This window comes from Bacillus haynesii, assembly GCF_001969855.1.
In the GTDB taxonomy this organism is placed as follows: domain Bacteria; phylum Bacillota; class Bacilli; order Bacillales; family Bacillaceae; genus Bacillus; species Bacillus haynesii.
In genome coordinates this window covers 1-680 of record NZ_MRBL01000054.1, presented here as the reverse complement: position 1 = coordinate 680, position 680 = coordinate 1, and the positions used below count along the sequence as shown (strand labels likewise).

The following is a 680-nucleotide window of genomic DNA, read 5'->3' as shown; positions in this document are numbered from 1 at the left end:
AAGAAGAAATCAAGCAGGCGATCAAAAAAGCTGACGAAGAGCCGAAGCAAAAAGTGACCGACCTGATCGACATCATGTATGAAGAGCTTCCTTACAACCTTGTAGAACAAAAGGAAATTTATAAAGAGAAGGAGTCGAAGTAAGCCATGGCGCAAATGACAATGATTCAAGCAATCACTGATGCGTTACGCACAGAACTGAAAAATGACGAAAATGTCTTAGTTTTCGGAGAAGACGTCGGTGTTAACGGCGGCGTGTTCCGTGCGACTGAAGGATTGCAAAAAGAGTTTGGTGAGGATCGCGTATTTGACACTCCTCTTGCTGAATCTGGTATCGGCGGCCTTGCACTCGGCTTAGGCTTACAAGGCTTCCGTCCTGTAATGGAAATTCAATTTTTCGGCTTTGTATACGAAGTGATGGACTCAGTTTCCGGACAAATGGCACGGATGCGCTACCGTTCCGGCGGCCGCTGGACTTCTCCAGTGACAATCCGTTCTCCGTTCGGCGGCGGTGTTCACACACCTGAACTTCACGCGGACAGCTTGGAAGGACTCGTTGCACAGCAGCCTGGACTTAAAGTCGTCATTCCTTCAACTCCGTACGATGCTAAAGGACTTTTAATCTCTGCGATCCGCGATAACGATCCGGTTGTTTTCCTTGAGCACATGAAACTTTACCGT

2 pseudogenes are annotated in these 680 nt (G+C 47.8%); both read left to right on the top strand.

The annotated features are described in order from the left end of the window. A pseudogene (locus BTA31_RS22675) lies at positions 1 to 143 on the top strand (pyruvate dehydrogenase (acetyl-transferring) E1 component subunit alpha); the annotation flags it as partial. A 3-nt stretch (positions 144 to 146) separates the two neighbouring features. Continuing rightward, positions 147 to 680, top strand: a pseudogene (pdhB, locus tag BTA31_RS22140) (pyruvate dehydrogenase complex E1 component subunit beta); the annotation flags it as partial.